Source organism: Kitasatospora sp. MBT63 (assembly GCF_000710465.2).
Taxonomy (GTDB): Bacteria; Actinomycetota; Actinomycetes; order Streptomycetales; family Streptomycetaceae; genus Kitasatospora.
In genome coordinates this window covers 1-22,584 of record NZ_JAIZ01000126.1, presented here as the reverse complement: position 1 = coordinate 22,584, position 22,584 = coordinate 1, and the positions used below count along the sequence as shown (strand labels likewise).

21 protein-coding genes are annotated in these 22,584 nt (G+C 73.1%); 20 read left to right on the top strand and 1 reads right to left on the bottom strand.

Annotated features, from left to right (window positions below; all coding sequences use genetic code 11):
* The 6 genes from AA75_RS08515 to AA75_RS08490 all read left to right on the top strand — a co-directional run.
* The coding region (locus AA75_RS08515; protein ID WP_051812012.1) for an FtsX-like permease family protein at positions 1 to 2,371 on the top strand (2,371 nt) is incomplete at its 5' end.
* An 80-nt stretch (positions 2,372 to 2,451) separates the two neighbouring features.
* Positions 2,452 to 3,558 carry an aminopeptidase P family protein gene (locus AA75_RS08510; protein ID WP_033819216.1) on the top strand — a complete coding sequence of 369 codons (1,107 nt, stop codon included), beginning with the start codon at positions 2,452 to 2,454 and terminating at the stop codon, positions 3,556 to 3,558.
* Between the two features lie 78 nt (positions 3,559 to 3,636).
* The gene (efp, locus tag AA75_RS08505; RefSeq protein WP_033819215.1) at positions 3,637 to 4,203 is read left to right on the top strand and encodes an elongation factor P; all 567 of its coding nucleotides are present in this window, start codon (positions 3,637 to 3,639) and stop codon (positions 4,201 to 4,203) included.
* 2 nt (positions 4,204 to 4,205) lie between these two features.
* A complete protein-coding gene (gene nusB / locus AA75_RS08500) occupies positions 4,206 to 4,646 on the top strand; it encodes a transcription antitermination factor NusB (RefSeq protein WP_033819214.1) in 441 nt (146 codons plus the stop codon).
* A 135-nt stretch (positions 4,647 to 4,781) separates the two neighbouring features.
* Positions 4,782 to 5,609: a thioesterase family protein gene (locus tag AA75_RS08495; RefSeq protein ID WP_033819213.1), complete on the top strand. Its 828-nt coding sequence runs from the start codon at positions 4,782 to 4,784 to the stop codon at positions 5,607 to 5,609.
* 138 nt (positions 5,610 to 5,747) lie between these two features.
* Positions 5,748 to 6,611, top strand: coding sequence for a hypothetical protein (locus tag AA75_RS08490; RefSeq protein WP_033819212.1), 864 nt, complete (start codon positions 5,748 to 5,750; stop codon positions 6,609 to 6,611).
* A 94-nt stretch (positions 6,612 to 6,705) separates the two neighbouring features.
* On the opposite strand, the gene AA75_RS08485 is transcribed toward AA75_RS08490, so the two are convergent.
* Entirely contained in the window at positions 6,706 to 7,209 is a 504-nt protein-coding gene (locus AA75_RS08485; RefSeq protein WP_014134541.1) for a transcriptional regulator, read from the bottom strand.
* 353 nt (positions 7,210 to 7,562) lie between these two features.
* Between AA75_RS08485 and pyrR the strand changes: the two genes are divergently transcribed.
* The 14 genes from pyrR to coaBC all read left to right on the top strand — a co-directional run bounded on the left by pyrR (position 7,563) and on the right by coaBC (position 22,382).
* Positions 7,563 to 8,189, top strand: a complete 627-nt coding sequence (gene pyrR, locus AA75_RS08480; protein ID WP_033819211.1) for a bifunctional pyr operon transcriptional regulator/uracil phosphoribosyltransferase PyrR — start codon at positions 7,563 to 7,565, stop codon at positions 8,187 to 8,189.
* Positions 8,190 to 8,193: 4 nt separating this feature from the next.
* Positions 8,194 to 9,183, top strand: a complete 990-nt coding sequence (locus tag AA75_RS08475) for an aspartate carbamoyltransferase catalytic subunit (protein WP_033819210.1) — start codon at positions 8,194 to 8,196, stop codon at positions 9,181 to 9,183.
* The gene (locus AA75_RS08470; protein ID WP_033819209.1) at positions 9,180 to 10,484 is read left to right on the top strand and encodes a dihydroorotase; all 1,305 of its coding nucleotides are present in this window, start codon (positions 9,180 to 9,182) and stop codon (positions 10,482 to 10,484) included. The genes AA75_RS08475 and AA75_RS08470 overlap by 4 nt, the downstream gene beginning before the upstream one ends.
* The gene (locus tag AA75_RS08465) at positions 10,481 to 11,053 is read left to right on the top strand and encodes a hypothetical protein (protein ID WP_033819208.1); all 573 of its coding nucleotides are present in this window, start codon (positions 10,481 to 10,483) and stop codon (positions 11,051 to 11,053) included. Before AA75_RS08470 ends, AA75_RS08465 begins: the two co-directional genes overlap by 4 nt.
* Positions 11,050 to 12,225, top strand: coding sequence for a glutamine-hydrolyzing carbamoyl-phosphate synthase small subunit (gene carA, locus AA75_RS08460; RefSeq protein ID WP_051812011.1), 1,176 nt, complete (start codon positions 11,050 to 11,052; stop codon positions 12,223 to 12,225). The genes AA75_RS08465 and carA overlap by 4 nt, the downstream gene beginning before the upstream one ends.
* A 2-nt stretch (positions 12,226 to 12,227) precedes the next feature.
* Positions 12,228 to 15,536, top strand: coding sequence for a carbamoyl-phosphate synthase large subunit (carB, locus tag AA75_RS08455; RefSeq protein ID WP_033819207.1), 3,309 nt, complete (start codon positions 12,228 to 12,230; stop codon positions 15,534 to 15,536).
* 70 nt (positions 15,537 to 15,606) lie between these two features.
* A complete protein-coding gene (locus AA75_RS08450; RefSeq protein ID WP_033819206.1) occupies positions 15,607 to 16,710 on the top strand; it encodes a quinone-dependent dihydroorotate dehydrogenase in 1,104 nt (367 codons plus the stop codon).
* A gap of 107 nt (positions 16,711 to 16,817) precedes the next feature.
* Positions 16,818 to 17,675: a dihydroorotate oxidase gene (locus AA75_RS08445; RefSeq protein WP_033819205.1), complete on the top strand. Its 858-nt coding sequence runs from the start codon at positions 16,818 to 16,820 to the stop codon at positions 17,673 to 17,675.
* Positions 17,672 to 18,646 carry a dihydroorotate dehydrogenase gene (locus tag AA75_RS08440; RefSeq protein WP_033819204.1) on the top strand — a complete coding sequence of 325 codons (975 nt, stop codon included), beginning with the start codon at positions 17,672 to 17,674 and terminating at the stop codon, positions 18,644 to 18,646. Before AA75_RS08445 ends, AA75_RS08440 begins: the two co-directional genes overlap by 4 nt.
* Positions 18,643 to 19,479, top strand: a complete 837-nt coding sequence (pyrF, locus tag AA75_RS08435) for an orotidine-5'-phosphate decarboxylase (RefSeq protein ID WP_033819203.1) — start codon at positions 18,643 to 18,645, stop codon at positions 19,477 to 19,479. The genes AA75_RS08440 and pyrF overlap by 4 nt, the downstream gene beginning before the upstream one ends.
* Before the next feature lie 246 nt (positions 19,480 to 19,725).
* Positions 19,726 to 20,052, top strand: a complete 327-nt coding sequence (gene mihF, locus AA75_RS08430) for an integration host factor, actinobacterial type (RefSeq protein ID WP_033819202.1) — start codon at positions 19,726 to 19,728, stop codon at positions 20,050 to 20,052.
* 60 nt (positions 20,053 to 20,112) lie between these two features.
* Complete coding sequence (gene gmk / locus AA75_RS08425; RefSeq protein WP_063794310.1) at positions 20,113 to 20,670, top strand: guanylate kinase; 558 nt, start codon at positions 20,113 to 20,115, stop codon at positions 20,668 to 20,670.
* A gap of 58 nt (positions 20,671 to 20,728) precedes the next feature.
* Positions 20,729 to 20,995, top strand: a complete 267-nt coding sequence (gene rpoZ / locus AA75_RS08420) for a DNA-directed RNA polymerase subunit omega (protein WP_033819200.1) — start codon at positions 20,729 to 20,731, stop codon at positions 20,993 to 20,995.
* 148 nt (positions 20,996 to 21,143) lie between these two features.
* On the top strand, positions 21,144 to 22,382 hold the full coding sequence (gene coaBC / locus AA75_RS08415) for a bifunctional phosphopantothenoylcysteine decarboxylase/phosphopantothenate--cysteine ligase CoaBC (protein ID WP_033819199.1): 1,239 nt from the start codon (positions 21,144 to 21,146) through the stop codon (positions 22,380 to 22,382).
* Positions 22,383 to 22,584: the final 202 nt, after the last annotated feature.

Sequence of the window (22,584 nt, the reverse complement as noted above, 5' to 3'; positions counted from 1 at the left end):
CCCGCCCGCCCCCACCGACCGACCGGCCCCGACCGTACGGCTGCGCCGCCTGGGCCAGGTCGGCATCGGACTGCGGCTCGCCTTCACCGGCGGCCGGGGCAGCCTGGCCCGTACCCTGCTGACCGCCGTCGGCGTCGGCCTCGGCGTCGCCACGCTGCTCTTCGCGTCCTCGTTCCAGACCATGAAGCACCACCGCGACGACCGGATCCACGCCCTGGTCGACACCATGCACGCCGACGACGGCCTCGCCGCCGGCCCCGGCACCCTCCTGCTGGTCGACGCCTCCACCACCTACCACGGCGCCGAGGTGCGCGGCCGGATCGTGCAGCCGGAGGGCCCGCGGGCCCCGCTGCCCCCCGGTCTGACCGCCTTTCCGGCACCGGGCACGATGGCCGTCTCCCCGGCCCTGGCCGAGCTGCTCGGCTCCCCGGACGGCCGGCTGCTCGAGGAGCGGATCGGTCACCCGGTTGCCGGGCGGATCGCCGACCGCGGCCTGGTCGGCCCCGGCGACCTCTCCTTCGTCCTCGGCGCCGACGACCTGAGCCCCGAGCGGGGCGCCGTCCGGATCGACTCCATCGGCGACTCCTACCCGCCGCGCGAACTGGAGCCCGAACTGGTCCTGCTCAGCGTGACCGGCATCGTGGTGCTGCTGACCCCGGTCGTGGTGTTCGTCGCCGCGGCGACCCGGTTCGGCGGGGAGGCCCGCGACCGCAGGCTGGCCGCGCTGCGGCTGGTCGGCGCCGACCGCGCGATGACCGCCCGGATCGCGGCCGGGGAGGCGCTGGCCGGTGCGCTGACCGGGCTGGCGGTCGGCTGGCTGCTCTTCCTGCTGGCCGGGCACCTCGCGGAGTCGGTGACCATCGAGGGCCTCAGCGTCTTCGCGGCGGACATCGACCCCGACCCGTGGCAGGCGGCCACCGTGATGGCGGCCGTGCCGCTGCTCGCGGTCGCGGCCGCACTGCTCGCCATGCGGCGGATCACCGCGGAGCCCCTCGGCGTGGTGCGCGGCAGCGACCGGACCCGCCGCCGGCTGTGGTGGCGCCTGGCCCTGCCCGTCACCGGGGGCCTGCTGCTCTCCCAGACCTCGCCCGGGGTCGACCTCGGTGCCTCGCCGTTCGACCTGGCGGTCGTGGTGGCCGGGCTGGTGCTGCTGCTCAGCGGTGTCGCCGCGGTGCTCCCGGCGCTGCTCGAACTGACCGTCCGCGACCTGTCGTTCGGGCCGCCGTCGGTGCAACTGGCGCTGGGCCGCCTGCGGCTCGGCGGCGGCGCGGCCGCCCGGGCCACGTCCGGCACGCTGGTCGCGGTCGCGGGCGCCGTCGTGCTGCAGAGCCTGTTCGGGGCCATCGCCGCGCAGCACCGGGCCCGCTACGCGGACGCCGACGGGCCGCGCGCCGGGGCAGTCCAGGCCCGGGCCACCTTCCCCGGCGCCGACGGGTCCGCGGCGGAGTTGGCCGCCCGGCTGCGGGTCGGCGACGGTGCCCGCTCCGCCGTCGGCTACCTCCCGGTCTACCTGCGCGGCGCCACCCGGGACCCGAACCGGACCTCCCTGGCGCTGGTCGGCTCCTGCGCCGACCTCAAGGCGCTCGCCGAGCTGCCCTCCTGCACCGACGGCGACGGCTTCCTGCTCACCGGGACGGGCCCGGCGGCCGCCGCCGGTCCCGGGCTGCGGCCCGGCGCCGAGGTGACGGCGGACCGGGCGGCCGCCGACGGCTCCGCACTGCTCTGGCGGCTCCCGGCGGCGCTCCTGCCCGCGGTGGAGCGTCCGCTCTCCCCGGCCGACGGCCCGGCCGGGGACCTGCTGCTCACGCCCGCCGCCGTCCCCGCCGCCCTGACGGCCGGCCAGGACGCCCGGGTCGACCTGGAGCTCGACACCGCCGTGCCGGACGCCCGCGAGGTCCTGCGCACCGCCGTCCAGCGGATCGACCCGCAGGCCAGGCTGCTGCTGTCCGACGAACGGGCCTTCGGCCAGGACCGTGCCTTCGACGGCGTCCGCCGGTCGCTCACCGCCGCCGTGGTGGCCACCCTGGTGCTCATCGCGCTGAGCATGCTGGTGAGCCTGCTGGAGCAACTGCGCGAACGCCGCCGGTCGCTGGCCTGCCTGCTGGCCTTCGGCACACCGCGGCGCACGCTCGGCCTGTCGCTGCTGTGGCAGAGCGCGCTGCCGACCGGGATCGGCCTACTGCTGGCGGTCGGCCTCGGCAGCGCCGTCGGCCGGATGCTGCTGCACCTGGCCGGTCTGCCGCCGCGGATCGCCTGGGACGGGGTCCTCGCCATGGCGGGCGCCGCCGCGGCCGGCGTTCTGGGCGTCACCGCGCTCACCCTCCCGGTGCTGCGGCGGACCACCGCGACGGGCGCCCTGCGGCACGAGTAGCGCCGCCCCCCGGCCCGGGCCGGGCCCCGGCCGAGCGTGCTCGACGGGCGCCCGGCCGCCCGGCTCCGTACGCTCGACCCATGTCCGATGCGCACGCGGCCCGACGGGAACGCCTCCGGGAGTACTGCAGTGCCTCCGGCGCCGATGCCGCACTGATCACCCGCGCCGCCAACGTCCGCTACCTCACCGGCTGCCCGCCGTGCGGTGCGAGCCTGCTGCTCACCCGGGACCGGGTGCTGCTGGCCGTACCGGACGACCTGCCGCCGGACGACAGCGGTGAGCACCTGATCGACGAGGACGTCGCCCGGCTGCCGGTGCTGTCGCAGACCGACACGGCGCCGGCCCTCGCCGAGGCGGCGGTCCGGCTGAAGGTCGGCGACCTGGCGGTGGAGGAGCACGACCTCACGGTCAGCCGCCACCACACCCTGGCGCAGACCGCGGCCGGGGTCCGCCTGCTCGACCTCGACCTCGCGGTCGAGCGGCTGCGGGTGGTCAAGGACGAGCACGAGATCGCCGACCTGCGGATCGCCGCCGAGATCGCCGACCAGGCGCTCGGCGAGCTGCTGGAGTCGATCCTGGTCGGCCGGACCGAACGGCACCTGGCGATGGAGCTGGAGCGCCGCATGATCGACCACGGTGCGGACCGGGCCGCCTTCCCGGTCTCGGTCGGTACCGGCGCGCACTCCGGGCTGGAGCACCACCAGCCGACCGACCACCGGGTCGAGGAGGGCGACTTCCTCACCGTGGTGCTCGGCGCGCAGTACCGCGGGTACGGGATCTGCACCGCCCGGACCTTCGTGATCGGCGCGGCCCCGGCGCCCTGGCAGGTGGAACTGCACCGGCTGGTGTTCCACGCCCAGCGGGCGGGCCGGGAGGCGCTGGGGCCGGGCGTGCCGCAGCACGTGCCGGACGACGCGGCCCGTTCGATCCTCCAGGCGGCCGGTCACGCCGAACGCGCCGCGCATCCGGTCGGACACGGAATCGGCCTGGAGATCCGGGAGGCGCCGCGTCTGGGCCCCGCCGACATGGGTAAACTGGACAGTCGCGTGCCGGTCACCGTCGGTCCGGGGGTCCATCTCCCGGGCAAGGGCGGGGTCCGGATCGAGGACACGCTCGTGGTGCGCCCCCCTGAGGAGGGCGGGCCCGAGCTGCTCACCATAACGACCAAGGAGCTCCTCGCCCTGTAGTCGGCGGCCCAGGCCGCGGACGGCGGGACGCGTCCCTTCTTGGTTCCTTGACAGCTATATCCAGGAGTTAGTGCGCCCGTGGCTTCCACGAACGATCTCAAGAACGGCATGGTCCTCAAGCTTGACGGCGGCAAGCTCTGGTCCGTCGTCGAGTTCCAGCACGTCAAGCCCGGCAAGGGCCCGGCCTTCGTGCGCACCAAGCTGAAGGAGGTCCTGACCGGCAAGGTCGTCGACAAGACCTTCAACGCGGGCACCAAGGTGGAGACCGCCAACGTCGACAAGCGCGGCATGCAGTTCTCCTACAAGGACGGCGAGCAGTTCGTGTTCATGGACACGGACACCTACGACCAGCTCCCGATCGACCCCGCGGTCGTCGGCGACGCCGCCAAGTACCTGCTGGAGGGCTTCGAGGCCCTGGTCGCCGTCTACGAGGGCGCCCCGCTGTACATCGAGCTCCCGGCCTCGGTCGAGCTGCTGATCGAGCACACCGAGCCCGGCGTGCAGGGCGACCGCTCCACCGGCGGCTCCAAGCCGGCCACCCTGGAGACCGGCGCCGAGATCCAGGTCCCGCTCTTCATCGTCACCGGCGAGAAGATCAAGGTCGACACCCGCGACGGCAGCTACCTCGGCCGGGTGAACAAGTAACCGTGGCGGCTGCACGCAGCAAGGCCCGCACCAGGGCCTTCCAGATCCTCTTCGAGGCCGACCACCGCGGTGTCTCCCCGGAGCAGGTGCTCGCCGACTGGGTGGCCCGCGCCCGCGACCCGAGGCCCGACGAGGGCATCCCGCAGGTGGCCGAGTACACCATGCAGCTGGTCGAGGGCTACACCCAGTACGCCCGCCGGATCGACGAGCTGATCGCCACCTACGCGATCGGCTGGACGATCGACCGGATGCCGGTCGCGGACCGCAACGTCCTGCGGCTCGGCGCCTACGAGCTGATCTGGGAGGACGGTGTCCCGGACGCGGTCGTGGTCGACGAGGCCGTCGAGATCGCCAAGGAGTACTCCACGGACGAGTCGCCCGCCTTCGTGAACGGCCTGCTGGCCCGCTTCATGGAGCTGAAGCCGACCATCCGCCGGGACTGACGTCCCGCTCGTGAAGGCCGCCGGACCCCTGGTCCGGCGGCCTTCACGCGTCCCTGGCCCCCGGACCGGCCGCAGCGTAAGCTACTGGCCGGTAGCAAGAGTGGGCCGAGGACCGCCGCAGCGAAGGACACCGCCATGACCACCGCCGTACGCAGTGAGTTCGACCGGGGCATCGCCCTGACCCCGCACCCAGGGGAGCCCGGCCGCCACGGGGCCGAGCTCGGCGCCGGCTGGCAGATCGGCGGCGGCGTCAACGGGGGCCTGCTGCTCGCGGTGGCCGGCCACGCGCTGTCGCTGCGCAGCCCGGCCCACCCGGACCCGGTCTCCATCAGCGGGTACTACCTCTCCGCCGCCCGGCCGGGGCCCGCCACCGTCAGCACCGAGCTGATCCGCGAGGGCCGCTCGCTGTCCACCGGTACCGCCTCGCTGGTCCAGGACGGCGAGGAACGGCTGCGGGTGCTCGCCACCTACGGCGACCTGGCCGCGTTCGGGGACGAGGTGCACACCAGTGCGCAGCCGCCCGTCATGCCGTCGCCGGAGCAGTGCATCGGCGTCGAGCACGCGCCGCCGTCGCTGGTCGAGCAGGCCGCCCTGCTGGAGCGCTTCGACCTGAGACTCGACCCGGCCACCATCGGCTGGGCGCTCGGCGAGCCGTCGAAGCAGGGCCGGATCCAGGGCTGGTTCAAGCTGGCCGACGGCCGGGAGCCGGACCCGCTGCTGCTCCTGCTGGTGGCCGACGCGCTGCCGCCGGTCACCTTCGACCTCGGCCTGCCCGGCTGGGCGCCCACCGTCGAACTGACGGTCCACCTGCGGGCGAAGCCGGCGCCGGGCTGGCTGCGGGTCAGCCACGCCACCCGGAACCTGGCCGGCGGCCACTTCGAGGAGGACGCCGAGATCTGGGACTCCACCGGCCGCCTGGTCGCCCAGTCCCGCCAGCTGGCCCGGGCGCCGCGCCCGCAGTGAGCGCCGGGCGCGCGAGTGTTGCCCTCGGTTACAGGTCTGTGACACCGCGTGCGTGTGCGGCGCGTGGGGGTGGGGAGTAACAGGGGCAGCGGCCGTCCCCGGCCGTCCCCTTCGAGCCCCGTCCCCCAGGAGCCCGCGATGCCCCGGAACAGCCGCACCCCCCGGTCCTCCCGCTGCACCTCTCCCGGGAGCGGCCGCCGGCCCGAGGAGGCCTTCGTCACCGGGATCCTGGCCTGCCCCGAGGACTTCGAGCGGGCCCGCCCGTGGGGCCTGACCGACGCGGCCGACCATGCGGCGTACCTGGTGGACACCGCGGCCCTGCTGGCCGAGGCCCGGCGGGTCTTCGGCACCGTCCAGGCCCGGATGTTCCACCCCGGGGACTTCGCCGACTTCTGCCTGCTGCACGGCCTCGACCCGGCCGAGCAGCAGGCCCGCGACCGCTACCTGGTCAACCCGCCGCTGCAGACCCAGCTGCTGCCCTACCAGGGCGAGGAGCTGGCCGACGACTTCCTGCCGCGGCTGGTCCGGGCCCGGGAGAGCGGGCTGACGCTGCGCCACGCCGACCTGCTGCTGGACGGTGCGCTGTGCGGGCCGCAGGAGCAGTTGCCGCCGCGGCTGCGGCAGGCCCACGACCAGGCCTCGGAGGTCTTCCGCCGGATGCTGGTGGGCGCGGGCGCCGGGACCTTCCAGTTCCACCTGGTGGTCGACGCGCCCGGCGGGCGGCTGCAGGCGGACGCCCGGGTGCTGCACTGGGACGACGGCGTGGTGCGGATCCACGACGAGGACCTCGACCTGGTGTGCGCGGTGCTCTGCGTGGGCCTGGCCCGGGAGCTGCCGGGGGCGGCGCTGCTGCACGGCTCGCAGGGCTCGGCGGGTTCCTGCGGGGAGTACCGGCAGGTGGCCTGGGCCTGGCAGAGCACCGGCTTCGGCTACACCCCGGCCGCGGTCGAGCTGGACGGGGTGGAGGCGCGGCCGGGATTCAGCCTCGGCTCGGTGTGCTGACGGCGGCTCGGGGCCCCGGCCCGGACAGCGCGACGGCGGGGTGCGCGGCCGTGGCCGCACACCCCGCCGTGACGTTTCTGCTGACGGGGGAGCGTCAGCCGGCGTCCTCCTCGCGCACCGCGCGACGGGCGTCCGGGTTCAGCACACCCCAGCTGATCAGCTGCTCGGTGAGGATCGACGGCGACTGGTCGTAGATCACGGCGAGGGTGCGAAGGTCGTCCTGGCGGATCGAGAGCACCTTGCCGTTGTAGTCGCCGCGCTGGCTCTGGATGGTGGCCGCATAGCGCTGGAGGGGACCGGCCTTCTCGGACGGCACCTGAGTCAGTCTCTCCAGGTCGAGGACCAGGCGCGGCGGCGGCTCGGCCGCACCGCCCGGGGTACCGCCGGGGAGCAGCTCCTGCACCGGGACGCCGTAGAACTCGGCCAGCTCGGCCAGGCGCTGCACCGTCACCGCGCGGTCGCCGCGCTCGTAGGAGCCGACGACGACTGCCTTCCAGCGACCCTGGGACTTCTCCTCGACGCCGTGCAGGGAGAGACCCTGCTGAGTGCGGATCGCCCGGAGCTTGGCCCCGAGTTGCTTCGCGTAGTCGCTGGACATAGATCTCCCCGGACGAGATTGCTTCGCGTTCAGTGGTGAGCCACGAGCGGGCGGGTGATGACCGCGGATCCGGCCGACTGTACCGGTGGGTACAGCGGCGGTCTTGTAACTCACTGTGAGGTTACGTAGAGTGAGGTAGTCGCGTCAAGCCGAATGGGGCAGTCGTGCGAATAGCTCCCGGCCGGTCCGTGAACCGCCGCGGTACGCACGAAAGGGGGAAGCGGAACGGGTCGGTCCTCGGTGCGGGTGAGCGCACTGCTACCATGGGCGAGGCTTCCGCCACGGTCGGGAGCCCAATTCCAGACATCCTTTAAGGCCCGTCCAGTGAGGCGGGGAAGGAGGTCCGCTTCGGCATGACCACGCCCATCTCTGCATCCGCACCGCGCCCGCCGCACCAGGTGCTCGACGCCGGGGACATCACCCGGATCGTCACCCGGATCGCCCACGAGATCGTCGAACGCGCCAAGGGCGCCGACGACGTGGTGCTGCTCGGCATCCACACCCGCGGTGTCCACCTCGCCCGCAGGCTCCAGGCCCGGCTCAACCAGGTGGCCGGCCGCGAGATCCCGCTCGGCACCCTCGACATCACCATGTACCGGGACGACCTGCGCCTGAAGCCCGCCCGGGCGCTGGAGCACACCGAGATCCCCGCCGAGGGCATCGACGGCAAGCTGGTCATCCTGGTCGACGACGTGCTGTTCTCCGGCCGCACCATCCGGGCCGCGCTGGACGCCCTGAGCGACATCGGCCGGCCGCGCGCCGTCCAGCTCGCGGTCCTGGTCGACCGCGGCCACCGGGAGCTGCCGATCCGCGCCGACTACGTGGGCAAGAACCTGCCCACCTCGCTGCGCGAGGCCGTCCAGGTCCAGCTCGCCGACACCGACGGCCGCGACGCCGTCCTGGTCGGCGACCGCGACTACGCCGCCCGGTCCTCCCAGGCGCTCGCCGCCCAGCCGTCCGACCCGCACCTCCCGGAGTGACCGCGTGAAGCGCCATCTCGTCTCCACCGCAGACCTCAGCCGCGACGACGCCCTGCTCATCCTGGACACCGCCGAGGAGCTGGCCCACCTCTCCGGACGCTCCGTCAAGAAGCTGCCCACGCTGCGCGGCCGGACCGTCGTCAACCTCTTCTTCGAGGACTCCACCCGCACCAAGACCTCCTTCGAGGTCGCCGAGAAGCGGCTGTCCGCCGACGTCATCAACTTCTCCGCCAAGGGCTCCTCGGTCTCCAAGGGCGAGAGCCTCAAGGACACCGCGCTGACCCTCCAGGCGATGGGCGCCGACGCCGTCGTCATCCGCCACCACGCCTCCGGCGCGCCGGCCCGGCTGGCCGGCTCCGACTGGCTGCACGGCAGCGTGATCAACGCGGGTGACGGCACCCACGAGCACCCCACCCAGGCGCTGCTCGACGCCTTCACCATCCGCCGCCACCTCAACCCGGGCACCGGCCACGACCTGGCCGGCCGCCGCGTCGCCATCGTCGGCGACGTCCTGCACAGCCGGGTCGCCCGCTCCAACGTCCACCTGCTGACCACGCTCGGCGCCGAGGTCACCTTCGTCGCCCCGCCGACCCTGCTGCCGATCGGCATCGAGAACTGGCCCTGCCAGGTCAGCTACGACCTCGACGCCGTGCTGCCCAAGACCGACGCGCTGATGATGCTGCGGGTCCAGCGCGAGCGGATGAACGCCGCGTTCTTCCCGACCGAGCGCGAGTACTCCCGCCGCTACGGCATGAACGGCATCCGGATGGCCCAGCTGCCCGAGCACGCCATCGTGATGCACCCCGGCCCGATGGTCCGCGGCATGGAGATCACCGCCGAGGTCGCCGACTCCCCGCGCTGCACCGCGGTCGAGCAGGTCGCCAACGGGGTCTCCGTCCGGATGGCCGTGCTCTACCTCCTGCTCGGCGGGGCGGTCTTCGCCGACGCCCCCGCCGACGCATCCCGTACCGACTCCCCGGAGGCCGCCAAGTGACGAGCTACCTGATCCGCAACGTCCAGATCCTCGGCGGTGCGCCCCAGGACATCCTCATCGCCGACGGCGTGTTCCGGGAGATCGGCACCGGCCTGACCGCCGAGGCCGACATCGACATCGACGGCCACGGGCTGATCGCCCTGCCCGGCCTGGTCGACCTGCACACCCACCTGCGCGAGCCCGGCCGCGAGGACGCCGAGACGGTCCTCACCGGCACCCAGGCGGCGGCCAAGGGCGGCTACACCGCCGTCCACGCGATGGCCAACACCTTCCCGGTCGCCGACACCGCCGGCGTGGTCGAGCAGGTCTGGCGGCTCGGCCAGGAGTCCGGCTACTGCGACGTGCAGCCGGTCGGCGCCGTCACGGTCGGCCTGGAGGGCAAGAAGCTCGCCGAGCTGGGCGCCATGCACGACTCCGCCGCAGGCGTGCGGGTCTTCTCCGACGACGGCAAGTGCGTCGACGACGCGGTGATCATGCGCCGCGCGCTGGAGTACGTGAAGGCCTTCGACGGCGTCGTCGCCCAGCACGCCCAGGAGCCCCGGCTCACCGAGGGCGCCCAGATGAACGAGGGCCAGGTCTCCGGCGAGCTCGGCCTCGGCGGCTGGCCGGCCGTCGCGGAGGAGGCGATCATCGCCCGTGACGTGCTGCTCGCCGCGCACGTCGGCTCCCGGCTGCACGTCTGCCACCTGTCCACGGCCGGCTCGGTGGAGATCGTCCGCTGGGCCAAGGCCAAGGGCTGGGACGTCACCGCCGAGGTCACCCCGCACCACCTGCTGCTCACCGACGAGCTGGTCCGCAGCTACGACCCGGTGTACAAGGTCAACCCGCCGCTGCGCACGGCCGCCGACGTGGAGGCGCTGCGCGCCGCGCTGGCCGACGGCACCATCGACGCCGTCGCCACCGACCACGCGCCGCACCCCGCGGAGGACAAGGACTGCGAGTGGGCCGTCGCCGCGATGGGCATGGTCGGCCTGGAGACCGCGCTCTCGGTCGTCCAGCAGACCATGGTCGACACCGGCCTGCTGAACTGGGAGGGCGTGGCCGACCGGATGTCCCACCGCCCGGCCCGGATCGGCCGTCTGACCGGCCACGGAAGGCCCGTCTCGGTCGGTGAACCGGCCAACCTGGTGCTCTTCGATCCCGCGTACCGTGGGCTCGTGGATCCCGACAGCTTTGCGACGCGCAGCCGAAACACCCCCTACCGCGGTCTCGACCTCCCCGGGCGGGTGCACGCCACCTTCCTGCGCGGCACCGCCACCGTGCTGGCCGGCGAGCTGGCCGAGCAGGGCGGGCTCAAGTGACCGGCACCGCCGTCGCGCGGCTCGCCGCCGAAGGCCAGGCCAAGGTCACCAACTGGCCCGGCTACATCGGCTGGACGGTCGGCCTGGTGATCGTCATCGCGCTGGTCTACTGGCTGATGCGGCAGGGCTGGAACTGGCGCCGCACCCTGCAGTCGGACCTGTCCGCGCTGCCCGCCGTCCCGGCCGAGCCCGGCGAGGCCGTCCGCAGCGCCGCCGGCCGCTACCACGGCACCACCACCGCCGGGAACTGGCTGGACCGGGTGGTCGCCCACGGCCTCGGCAACCGCAGCCTGGCCGAACTGACCCTGACCGGGCGCGGCCTGCTGGTCCGCCGCCCGGGCGAGGCCGACCTGTGGATCCCGGCCGAGGCGCTCACCGGCGCCCGCCAGGACTCCGGCATCGCCGGCAAGGTCGTCCCCGCCGGCCTGCTGGTGGTCGGCTGGCGCCTGGGCGAGGCCGAGCTGGAGTCCGGCTTCCGGCTGGACCGGCCCGAGCAGCACGCCGACTGGGTCGCCGCCACCCTCGAACTCTCCCCCCGTACCAAGCAGACGGAAGGCACCGCATCATGACCGCACCTGCCCCCACCACTCAGCGCTTGAGGCGGGAGCGCGTGCCCGCCGTGCTCGTCCTGGAGGACGGCCGGACCTTCCGCGGCCAGGCCTACGGCGCCGTCGGCGAGACCTTCGGCGAGGCCGTCTTCAACACCGGCATGTCCGGCTACCAGGAGACCCTGACCGACCCCTCGTACCACCGCCAGGTGGTCGTGATGACCGCGCCGCACATCGGCAACACCGGCGTCAACGACGAGGACCCGGAGTCGAAGCAGATCTGGGTGGCCGGCTACGTCGTGCGCGACCCCTCCCGGGTCCCCTCCAACTGGCGCTCGCGGCGCTCGCTGGACGAGGAGCTCGCCGCCCAGGGCGTGGTCGGCATCTCCGGCATCGACACCCGGGCGCTCACCCGCCACCTGCGCGAGCGCGGGGCGATGCGGGTCGGCATCTTCTCCGGTCCCGCGCTGGCGGAGGAGTCCGCGCTGCTGGCCCGGGTCAACGAGGCGCCCGAGATGAAGGGCGCCGACCTCTGCGCCGAGGTCGCCACCACCGAGCCGTACATCGTGCCGGCGGTCGGCACCAAGCGCTTCACCGTCGCCGCGATCGACCTCGGCATCAAGGCGATGACCCCGCAGCTGATGGCCGAGCGCGGCATCGAGGTGCACGTGCTGCCGGCCGGCTCCACCCTCGAGGACGTCTACGCGGTCGAGCCCGACGGCGTGTTCTTCTCCAACGGCCCGGGCGACCCGGCCACCGCCGACCACCAGGTCGCGGTCATGCAGGGCGTACTGGCGCGCCGGACCCCGCTGTTCGGCATCTGCTTCGGCAACCAGATCCTCGGCCGCGCCCTCGGCTTCGGCACCTACAAGCTGAAGTACGGCCACCGCGGCATCAACCAGCCGGTCCAGGACCGCACCACCGGCAAGGTCGAGGTCACCGCGCACAACCACGGCTTCGCCGTCCAGGCGCCCCTGGACAGGGTGAGCGACACCCCGTACGGCCGCGCCGAGGTCTCCCACGTCTGCCTCAACGACGACGTGGTCGAGGGTCTCCAGTGCCTGGACACCCCGGCGTTCAGCGTCCAGTACCACCCGGAGGCCGCGGCCGGCCCGCACGACGCCGCGTACCTCTTCGACCGCTTTGTCGACCTGATGGCCGGTGCCCCGGCCCGCACCACCACAGGGAGCTGACCGTGCCGAAGCGCACCGACATCAAGTCCGTCCTGGTCATCGGGTCCGGCCCGATCGTCATCGGCCAGGCGGCGGAGTTCGACTACTCCGGCACCCAGGCCTGCCGGGTGCTCAAGGCCGAGGGCCTGCGGGTGATCCTGGTCAACTCCAACCCGGCCACCATCATGACCGACCCGGAGATCGCCGACGCCACCTACGTCGAGCCGATCACCCCGGACTTCGTCGAGAAGATCATCGCCAAGGAGCGCCCCGACGCGCTGCTGCCGACGCTGGGCGGCCAGACCGCGCTCAACACCGCGATCTCGCTGCACCAGGCGGGCACCCTCGACAAGTACAACGTCGAGCTGATCGGCGCCGACGTCGAGGCGATCAACAAGGGCGAGGACCGCGAGCTGTTCAAGGGCGTGGTCGAGGCCGTCAACGCCAAGATCGGCCACGGTGAGTCCGCCCGCTCGGTGATCTGCCACTCGATGGAGGACGTCCTCGCCGGCGTCGACACCCTCGGCGGCTACCCGGTCGTGGTCCGCCCCTCGTTCACCATGGGCGGCGCCGGCTCCGGCTTCGCGCACAACGAGGAGGACCTGCGCCGGATCGCCGGCCAGGGCCTGACCCTCTCGCCGACCACCGAGGTGCTCCTGGAGGAGTCCATCCTCGGCTGGAAGGAGTACGAGCTGGAGCTGATGCGCGACAAGCACGACAACGTCGTGGTGGTCTGCTCCATCGAGAACTTCGACCCGATGGGCGTGCACACCGGTGACTCGATCACCGTCGCCCCGGCGATGACGCTGACCGACCGCGAGTACCAGATCCTGCGCGACATCGGCATCGCGGTGATCCGCGAGGTGGGCGTCGACACCGGCGGCTGCAACATCCAGTTCGCGGTCAACCCCGAGGACGGCCGGGTCATCGTCATCGAGATGAACCCGCGGGTCTCGCGCTCCTCCGCGCTCGCCTCCAAGGCCACCGGCTTCCCGATCGCCAAGATCGCCGCCAAGCTGGCCGTCGGCTACACGCTCGACGAGATCCCCAACGACATCACCGAGCAGACCCCGGCCTCCTTCGAGCCGACCCTCGACTACGTCGTGGTCAAGGTCCCGCGGTTCGCGTTCGAGAAGTTCCCGAGCGCCGACGCCACGCTGACCACCACCATGAAGTCGGTCGGCGAGGCCATGGCGATGGGCCGCAACTTCACCGAGGCGCTGCAGAAGGCGCTGCGCTCGCTGGAGAAGAAGGGCTCGCAGTTCAGCTGGACCGGCGAGCCGGGCGACAAGGCCGAACTGCTGGTCAAGGCCCAGGTCCCGACCGACGGCCGGATCAACACCGTGATGCAGGCCATCCGGGCCGGCGCCACCCAGGAGGAGGTGTTCGACGCCACCCGGATCGACCCGTGGTTCGTCGACCAGCTCTTCCTGCTCGACGAGATCGCCGCCGAACTCGCCGAGTCCGACAAGCTCCACCCCGAGCTGCTGCGCCACGCCAAGCGGCACGGCTTCTCCGACCAGCAGATCGGCGAGATCCGCGGCCTGAAGCCGGACGTGGTCCGCGAGGTGCGGCACGCGCTCGGCATCCGTCCGGTCTTCAAGACCGTGGACACCTGCGCCGCCGAGTTCGCCGCCAGGACCCCGTACTTCTACTCGTCCTACGACGAGGAGAGCGAGGTCGCCACCCGCACCAAGCCCGCCGTGATCATCCTGGGCTCCGGCCCGAACCGGATCGGCCAGGGCATCGAGTTCGACTACTCCTGCGTGCACGCCTCCTTCGCGCTGGCCGAGGCCGGGTACGAGACCGTCATGGTCAACTGCAACCCGGAGACCGTCTCCACCGACTACGACACCTCCGACCGGCTCTACTTCGAGCCGCTCACCCTGGAGGACGTGCTGGAGATCGTCCACGCCGAGCGGCAGGCCGGACCGCTGGCGGGCGTCATCGTCCAGCTCGGCGGCCAGACCCCGCTGGGCCTGGCCCAGGCACTCAAGGACAACGGCGTGCCGATCGTCGGCACCCAGCCCGAGGCGATCGACCTCGCCGAGGAGCGCGGCGCCTTCGGCCGCGTGCTGCGCGACGCCGGCCTGCCGGCCCCCAAGCACGGCACCGCGTTCTCCTTCGAGGAGGCCAAGGCGATCGCCGACGAGATCGGCTACCCCGTGCTCGCCCGCCCGTCCTACGTGCTCGGCGGCCGCGGCATGGAGATCGTCTACGACGAGGCCTCGCTCGCCTCCTACCTGGAGCGCCACGCCGGCCTGATCTCCGAGCACCCGGTGCTGATCGACCGCTTCCTCGACGACGCGGTGGAGATCGACGTCGACGCGCTCTACGACGGCACCGAGCTCTACCTCGGCGGCGTCATGGAGCACATCGAGGAGGCCGGCATCCACTCCGGCGACTCCGCCTGCGCGCTGCCCCCGATCACCCTCGGCGGCTACGACATCAAGCGGCTGCGGACCTCCACCGAGGCCATCGCGCGCGGCGTCGGGGTGCGCGGCCTGATCAACATCCAGTTCGCGCTCTCCGGCGACATCCTCTACGTCCTGGAGGCCAACCCGCGCGCCTCCCGGACCGTGCCGTTCACCTCCAAGGCGACCGCCGTGCCGCTCGCCAAGGCCGCCGCCCGGATCTCGCTCGGCGCCACCATCGCCGAGCTGCGCGCCGAGGGCCTGCTCCCGGCCGAGGGCGACGGCGGCACCCTGCCCGCCGACTGCCCGATCTCGGTCAAGGAGGCCGTGATGCCGTGGAGCCGCTTCCGCGACATCCACGGCCGCGGCGTGGACACCGTGCTCGGCCCGGAGATGCGCTCCACCGGCGAGGTCATGGGCATCGACAAGGTGTTCGGCACCTCGTACGCCAAGGCGCAGGCCGGCGCGTACGGCGCGCTGCCCACCAAGGGCAAGGTCTTCGTCTCGGTCGCCAACCGCGACAAGCGCAACCTGGTCTTCCCGGCCCGCGCCCTGGTCGAGCTCGGCTTCGAGGTGCTCGCCACCGCCGGCACCGCCGAGGTGCTCCAGCGCGGCGGCATCCCGTCCACCATCGTGCGCAAGCACAGCGAGGGCGAGAGCGAGACCGGCGAGCGGACCATCGTCCAGCTGATCCACGACGGCGAGGTCGACCTCATCATCAACACGCCGTACGGCACCGGCGGCCGCCTGGACGGCTACGAGATCCGCACCGCCGCCGTCTCCCGCGGCGTGCCCTGCCTGACCACCGTGCAGGCGATGGGCGCCGCCGTCCAGGGCATCGACGCGCTGACCCGCGGCGAGGTCGGGGTGATGTCGCTGCAGGAGCACGCGGCGCTGATCAACGCCGGCCGCAAGTAGCACGACCCTAGTGGGGGGCACCGGGACCGGGTGCCCCCCACTTCCCATGTCCGTTCAGGAAGGCCTGCCCGTGTACAAGACCCTGTTCAACCTCGTCTTCCGCAAGATGGACCCGGAGAAGGCCCACCACCTCGCCTTCTTCTGGATCCGGCTGGCCGCCTCGGTCCCGGGTCTGCGGCAGCTGGTCCGGCTGGTGCTGGCCCCCCGCCACGCCTCGCTGCGCACCACCGCGCTCGGCCTGGACCTGCCCGGCCCGTTCGGCCTCGGCGCCGGCTTCGACAAGGACGGCATCGGCATCGACGGCCTGTCGATGCTGGGCTTCGACTTTGTCGAGATCGGCACCGTCACCGGCGAGCCGCAGCCCGGCAACCCGGCGCCCCGGCTGTTCCGCCTGGTCGAGGACCGGGCGCTGATCAACCGGATGGGCTTCAACAACCAGGGCTCCGCCCGGGTCGCCGCCCGCCTCGCCGCGCGCCCGCACACCACCTCCACCCCGGTGATCGGCGTCAACATCGGCAAGACCAAGGTGGTCGAGGAGGCCGACGCCACCGCCGACTACCTGAAGTCCACCGAGCGGCTCGCCCCGTACGCCGACTACCTGGTGGTCAACGTCAGCTCCCCGAACACCCCCGGGCTGCGCAACCTGCAGGCCGTCCAGGTGCTCGGCCCGCTGCTGTGGGACGTCCGCAAGGCCGCCGACGCCGCCACCGCGCACCACGTCCCGCTGCTCGTCAAGATCGCGCCCGACCTGGCCGACGAGGACATCGACGAGATCGCCGACATGGCTCTGCACCTGGGCCTCGACGGCATCATCGCCACCAACACCACGATCGGCCGCGACGGCCTGCGCGAGAGCGCCGACCGGATCGAGGAGATCGGCATGGGCGGCCTGTCCGGCGCCCCGCTGAAGGCCCGCTCGCTGGAGGTGCTGCAGCGCCTGCGGGCGCGCACCGAGGGCCGGCTGGTGCTGATCTCGGTCGGCGGCATCGAGACCGCGGAGGACGCCTGGCAGCGGATCCTGCACGGCGCCGACCTGGTCCAGGGCTACAGCGCCTTCATCTACCAGGGGCCGTTCTGGATGCGGCGGATGCACCGCGGCCTGGCCGACCGGCTGCGGGTGAGCGGCTACCGCACCATCGCCGAGGCGGTCGGCACCGCCAAGCCGGACGCCTGAGCGGGGCGCGGCGCACGGGCGTGCGGGCGTCCGGGCGAAGTGACAGTGTCCGGACGGGTTTGGGAGAGTTCACACCGTCACAACGGCCGGCCGAGAGGTGGAGCGAGATGGCCAACCCCGTCCAGAGCGATGCCGAGGTGCTCGCCAGCACCGCCGAGGGGACGTACCGCCGCCTGGTGCTCCGGGCGCCCGAGGCGGCCCCCCGGGTCGCACCCGGCCACTTCGCCACCCTCGCGGTGGGCGGCCCCGGGTCCTCGCTGCTGCTCCGGCGGGCCTTCCACATCGACCGCGCCGACCCGGCCGCCGGGACCATCGAGCTGGTGCTCGCCGACCACGGGGCCGGCACCCGCGAACTGCGCCGCGCCCGGGCCGGCGACCGGCTCGCCCTGATCGCCCCGCTCGGCACCCCCTTCCCGCTGCCCGAGGGCCCGGTCAGCGCCCTGCTGGTGGCCGAGGAGTACGGCGCCGCGGCGCTGCTCACCCTCGCCGAGGAGATCCGCCGGGCCGGCGGCCAGGTCGGCTTCATCCTGGGCGCCGCCGGCGCCGACCGGCTGTACGGCGTGGAGCGGGCCAGGGCCCTGACCCAGGACGTCCTGGTGGTCACCGCGGACGGCTCGGCCGGCCTGCCCGGCCGGGTCACCGGACCGCTCGCCCAGGCCATCGCTGCCATCGACGCCCGGGTGGTGTACACCGCGGGTCCGGCCGCGCCGGCCGCCGAAACGGCCCGGATCGCCCAGGAGCTCGGGGTGCGCTGCTGGACGGCGGTCGAGACCCCGATGGCCTGCGGCACCGGGATCTGCATGGGCTGCGTACTGCCGGTGGTCGGCGCCGACGGCGTCAGCCGCTTCACCCGCTGCTGCACCGACGGACCGGTGTTCGACGGCGCCCGGGTGCGCTGGTCGGAGCTCGGCTCGGTACCGCCGGACCTGGAAGGCGCACCCGCGGCGGAGGTGGCGGCCCGGTGAACCCCGAGGACGTCGACCTCACCGTCCCGTTCGGCCCGCACACCCTGCCGAACCCGCTGACCACCGCCTCCGGCTGCGCCGGGTACGGGCGGGAGCTGGCCAGGTTCGTCCCGCTGGACGAGCTGGGCTCCGTCACCACCAAGACCATCACCGCCCGGCCCCGGGCCGGCGCCGCCACCCCGCGGACCGCCGAGACCCCCTCCGGGCTGCTCAACGCGATCGGACTGCAGGGCGCCGGCATCGACGTCTTCGTCCGCACCGAGCTGCCGTGGCTGGCCGAACGCGGCGCCCGGGTCCTGGTGTCGATCGCGGGGGAGCGGCTGGAGGAGTACGCGGAGGTGGCCGCCCGGCTCAACGGCCGCCCCGGCGTGATCGGCATCGAGGTCAACCTCTGCTGCCCGAACGCCGCCGCCCGCGGCCCGGTGTTCGCCGGGAACCCGGCCACCTCGTACGACGTGGTCCGCGCGGTGCGCCAGGTGGCCGACGCGGACCTGCCGGTGTACGCCAAGCTCTCGCCTGACGTCACCTCGATCACCGAGATCGCCGCCGCCTGCGTGCAGGCCGGCGCCGACGGCCTCTCGATGATCAACACCACCCAGGGCCTGGCCATCGACCTGGACACGCTGCGCCCCGCCCTGGCGAGCGGCGCCGGCGGCCTGTCCGGGCCCGCGGTACGCCCGATCGCGGTGCGCTGCGTCCACCAGGTCCACGCCGCCATGCTGGCCGGCCGCATGCCGCAGGTGCCGATCATCGGCATGGGCGGCCTGCGCAGCGGCCGGGACGCCCTGGAGTTCGCGCTGGCCGGCGCGGACGGTGTCGCGGTCGGCACCACGCTGTTCCACGACCCCGCCGCCCCGCTGCGCATCCTCGACGAGCTGCGCGCCGAGCTGGCGGCCCGCGGTTTCGCCAAGTTCACCGACGTGGTGGGCCTCGCCCACCGGACCACCCCCCGACCGGAAGGATCCCCGTGACCCTCGCCCCCTTCGGCGCCCGTCTCCGTACGGCCCTCGACACCCGCGGCCAGCTGTGCGTGGGCATCGACCCGCACTCCGCCCTGCTGACGGCCTGGGGCCTGGCCGACGACGTGGCGGGCCTGGAGACCTTCTCCCGCACCGTGGTCGAGGCGCTGGCCGACCGGGTCGCCGTGCTCAAGCCGCAGGCCGCGTTCTTCGAGCGGTTCGGCAGCCGCGGCATCGCGGTGCTGGAGCGCACGGTGGCCGAGGCCCGCGCGGCCGGTGCGCTGGTGGTGATGGACGCCAAGCGCGGCGACATCGGCTCCACCATGGCCGCGTACGCCGAGACCTTCCTGGCCGCGGGCAGCCCGCTGTTCTCCGACGCGCTGACGGTCAGCCCCTACCTGGGCTTCGGCTCGCTGCAGCCCGCCGTGGACCTGGCCCGGGCCAACGGCGCCGGGCTCTTCGCGCTCGCGCTCACCTCCAACCCGGAGGGGGCCGAGGTGCAGCGGGCGCTCGGCGCCGACGGCGTCAGCGTCGCCCAGGGCGTGCTGAACCGGCTGGCGGCCGAGAACGCCGGCGCAGAGCCGCTCGGCTCCTTCGGCGCGGTGGTCGGCGCGACCCTCGCCGAGGCCGGCGCGGACCTCGCGATCAACGGCCCGCTGCTGGCCCCCGGGGTGGGCGCGCAGGGCGCCACCGCCAAGGACCTGCCGCGGGTCTTCGGGGCCGAGGTCGGCAACGTGGTGCCCAGCGTGAGCCGTGACGTGCTGAAGCACGGACCGTCGGTGACGGCGCTGCGGGAGGCCGCCGCGCGCTTCGTCGAGGATGTGAGCGCAGTCACAAACGCCTGAGAATACCGGCCGCAACGCGGTGGATTTGCCCGGAAAGTCCTGGGTCGGCCCTGGCTGACCAGGACTTTTCGTGTTCTTTTCCTGACGTGGAAGCCCAAGTTGGGTAGTGTCCGGCGGTAGGTCGTCGAACGGCGGCGGATTTCCGCCGCTCTCGCAGGTCAGAGCCCCTAACCAGGGGTCTGCCTCCGGTGGCCGGGCACCACCAGTCATAGCTCCTCCCTTCCATTCACACCTGAGGTGAACGGCGTGGCTCTTCCGCCCCTTACTCCTGAACAGCGCGCCGCCGCGCTGGCCAAGGCCGCCGAGGCTCGTCGGAAGCGTGCCGACGTCAAGAACCGGCTCAAGCACTCCGGCGCCTCGCTGCACGACGTCATCAAGGCGGGCAAGGCCGATGACGAGGTCATCGGCAAGATGAAGGTCTCCGCCCTGCTGGAGAGCCTGCCGGGCGTCGGCAAGGTGCGCGCCAAGCAGATCATGGAGCGTCTCGGCATCTCCGAGAGCCGCCGTGTCCGTGGTCTCGGCACCAACCAGATTGCCTCCCTGGAGCGGGAGTTCGGCGGCGCGGCGTCCTGACCGGACCCCGAGTCGTACCCCGTGGTCCCCGGATCGTCCGCGATCCGGGATAATCGGTGCATGAGTGAGCGTCCGCGGCTGACCGTGCTCTCCGGCCCTTCGGGGGTCGGCAAGAGCACGGTCGTCGCTCATATGAGGAAGCAGCACCCCGAGGTCTGGCTCTCGGTGTCGGCGACGACCCGCCACCCGAGGCCCGGCGAGAAGGACGGGGTCCAGTACCACTTCGTCGACAACGACGAGTTCGACAAGCTGGTCGCCAACGGCGAACTGCTGGAGTGGGCCGTGTTCGCGGGCAACCGCTACGGCACCCCCCGGCAGGCCGTGCTGCAGAAGCTCGAACGCGGCGAGCCGGTGCTGCTGGAGATCGACCTCCAGGGCGCCCGCCAGGTCCGCGAGTCGATGCCCGAGGCGCAGCTGGTCTTCCTGGCCCCGCCGAGCTGGGACGAGCTGGTCCGCCGGCTCACCGGCCGGGGCACCGAGCCGCAGCACGTGATCGACCAGCGGCTGGACGCCGCCAAGGTGGAGCTGGCCGCGGAGCCGGAGTTCGACACGACGCTGGTCAACACCTCCGTCGAGCAGGTCGCCTCCGAGCTGCTAGCCTTGCTCGGTGTAGTCTGACCGGATCGGTTCGTACAACCGGTCCTTGTCAGAGATATCCACTTCGGAAGGTTCTAGCGTGTCCTCTTCGATGACCGCGCCTGAGGGCATCATCAACCCGCCGATCGATGAGCTGCTCGAGGCCACCGACTCCAAGTACAGCCTGGTGATCTACGCGGCCAAGCGCGCGCGCCAGATCAACGCCTACTACTCGCAGCTCGGCGAGGGCCTGCTGGAGTACGTCGGCCCGCTGGTCGACACCCACGTGCACGAGAAGCCGCTGTCGATCGCGCTCCGCGAGATCAACGCCGGCCTGCTGACCGCCGAGGCGATCGAGGCGGCCTGAGCTCCGGCACCCCTTCGGTGAGGGCCCGTCCCGCCGGTCGAAAGACCTGGTGGGGCGGGCCCTTCCGTGTGCTCCGGGCCACGTCGCGCCCGGCGTCTGAAGGGTCGTAAGGTGAACGTCGACCCGACCCGGAGGAGATGCAGCACCCATGAACGCGAGCCCGGAGCAGCCCCACGCCCCGCGCGTGGTCCTCGGCGTCAGCGGCGGCATCGCCGCGTACAAGGCCTGTGAGCTGCTGCGACGGCTCACCGAGTCGGGGCACCGGGTGACCGTGGTACCGACCGCGGCCGCGCTGCACTTCGTCGGCGAGGCCACCTGGGCCGCGCTGTCGGGCCGCCCGGCTGCCACCGAGACCTGGGCCAGCGTCCACGAGGTGCCGCACGTGCGGATCGGCCAGCAGGCCGACCTGGTGGTGGTGGCCCCGGCCACCGCCGACCTGATGGCCAAGGCCGCCCACGGCCTCGCCGACGACCTGCTGACCAACACCCTGCTCACCGCCCGCTGTCCGGTGGTCTTCGCCCCGGCCATGCACACCGAGATGTGGGAGCACCCCGCCACCCAGGAGAACGTCGCCACGCTGCGCCGCCGGGGAGCGATCGTGCTGGAGCCCGCGGTGGGCCGGCTCACCGGCGTGGACACCGGCAAGGGCCGGCTGCCCGAGCCGTCCGCGATCTTCGAGGCCTGCCGCCGGGTGCTGGCCCGGGGGACCCAGGAGCGCGACCTGGCCGGCCGCCACGTGGTGGTCTCGGCCGGCGGCACCCGGGAGCCGCTGGACCCGGTGCGCTTCCTGGGCAACCGCTCCTCCGGCAAGCAGGGCTACGCGCTGGCCGCCACCGCCGCGGCCCGCGGCGCCCGGGTCACCCTGCTGTCGGCCAACGCCGAGCTGCCGGACCCGGCCGGCGTCGACGTGGTGCGGGTGTCCACCGCGCTGCAACTGCGCGAGGCGGCGCTGAAGGCGGCGGTGGACGCCGACGTGGTGGTGATGGCGGCGGCGGTGGCCGACTTCCGGCCTGCCGAGTACGCCACCGGGAAGATCAAGAAGGTGGACGGCGTCGAGCCGGCCCCGGTCGCGCTGGTCCGCAACCCCGACATCCTGGCCGAGCTGTCCGCACACCGGGCCCGCCCCGGCCAGCTGGTGGTCGGCTTCGCCGCCGAGACCGACGACGTGCTCGCCCACGGCCGCGCCAAGCTCGCCCGCAAGGGCTGCGACCTGCTGGTGGTGAACGAGGTCGGCGACGGCCTGGCCTTCGGGCTGGACACCAACGCCGCCGTCGTGCTGGCCGCCGACGGGGCCGAGGTGCCGGTCCCGCACGGCCCCAAGGAGGCGCTCGCGGACACCGTCTGGGACCAGGTCGTCACCCGGTTGCGAGCTGCCGACGCGCTGTGATCCGCACTGCTTGTACGCCCGATTGCGCGGGCAGGTGGCCCGTCCGAGGGGCCTGACCGTTACACTCCAGGAATCAAGTCTTTCCGGATGACCATGGCCGGTGCGCACCGCGTCGTGGTCGTTCAGTCAGCAGCCGCTGCAACCCCAGGGAGCGCTGTGTCTCGCCGCCTGTTCACCTCGGAGTCGGTCACCGAGGGACACC

What these genes read in the sequence shown, in the direction of transcription:
- AA75_RS08445 (WP_033819205.1), top strand. Translation starts at nt 16,818, where the DNA reads ATGGCCAACCCCGTCCAGAGCGATGCCGAGGTGCTCGCCAGCACCGCC.
- pyrR (WP_033819211.1), top strand. Translation starts at nt 7,563, where the DNA reads ATGACCACGCCCATCTCTGCATCCGCACCGCGCCCGCCGCACCAGGTG.
- gmk (WP_063794310.1), top strand. Translation starts at nt 20,113, where the DNA reads ATGAGTGAGCGTCCGCGGCTGACCGTGCTCTCCGGCCCTTCGGGGGTC.
- AA75_RS08495 (WP_033819213.1), top strand. Translation starts at nt 4,782, where the DNA reads ATGACCACCGCCGTACGCAGTGAGTTCGACCGGGGCATCGCCCTGACC.
- coaBC (WP_033819199.1), top strand. Translation starts at nt 21,144, where the DNA reads ATGAACGCGAGCCCGGAGCAGCCCCACGCCCCGCGCGTGGTCCTCGGC.
- AA75_RS08490 (WP_033819212.1), top strand. Translation starts at nt 5,748, where the DNA reads ATGCCCCGGAACAGCCGCACCCCCCGGTCCTCCCGCTGCACCTCTCCC.
- AA75_RS08510 (WP_033819216.1), top strand. Translation starts at nt 2,452, where the DNA reads ATGTCCGATGCGCACGCGGCCCGACGGGAACGCCTCCGGGAGTACTGC.
- carA (WP_051812011.1), top strand. Translation starts at nt 11,050, where the DNA reads ATGACCGCACCTGCCCCCACCACTCAGCGCTTGAGGCGGGAGCGCGTG.
- AA75_RS08485 (WP_014134541.1), bottom strand. Translation starts at nt 7,209, where the DNA reads ATGTCCAGCGACTACGCGAAGCAACTCGGGGCCAAGCTCCGGGCGATC.